Source organism: Pelomicrobium sp. G1, from assembly GCF_051905455.1.
Classification (GTDB): domain Bacteria; phylum Pseudomonadota; class Gammaproteobacteria; order Burkholderiales; family UBA6910; genus Pelomicrobium.
Genome location: NZ_JBQACR010000288.1, coordinates 1 through 291 on the forward strand (window position 1 = coordinate 1; position 291 = coordinate 291).

Below are 291 nucleotides of genomic sequence, written 5' to 3' on the forward strand. Positions count from 1 at the left end.
CACCGCGAAGACGTTCCCCCGCGCCACGGCGCAGGTGAAGGCGAAGGGATAAAGGCTGTAGGCGGCCACCAGGGCAGGATCGCCCGGCTCCGGGTAATAGCTGTGAACGAAGTAGAATCGGGCATCCGCCGCGATGCCCCGCCATAGAGGGTGCTCGATCACTGGATAGACCTGGTTCCAGCCCATATGGGGCACCTTGAGCTTGCGTCCCTCGGCGTCCATCATGGCGTGGGACGGGAAACGCAGCACCTTGCCCGGCAGCACCGACAACCCCGCCACGCCCCCCTCTTC

General features: G+C 65.6%; 1 protein-coding gene. It reads right to left on the minus strand.

Going from position 1 to position 291, the window contains the following annotated elements; translation table 11 throughout:
• On the minus strand, positions 1 to 279 hold a 279-nt coding region (locus ACTFO6_RS18545; RefSeq protein WP_439935847.1), incomplete at its 3' end, for an imidazole glycerol phosphate synthase subunit HisH.
• Positions 280 to 291: the final 12 nt, after the last annotated feature.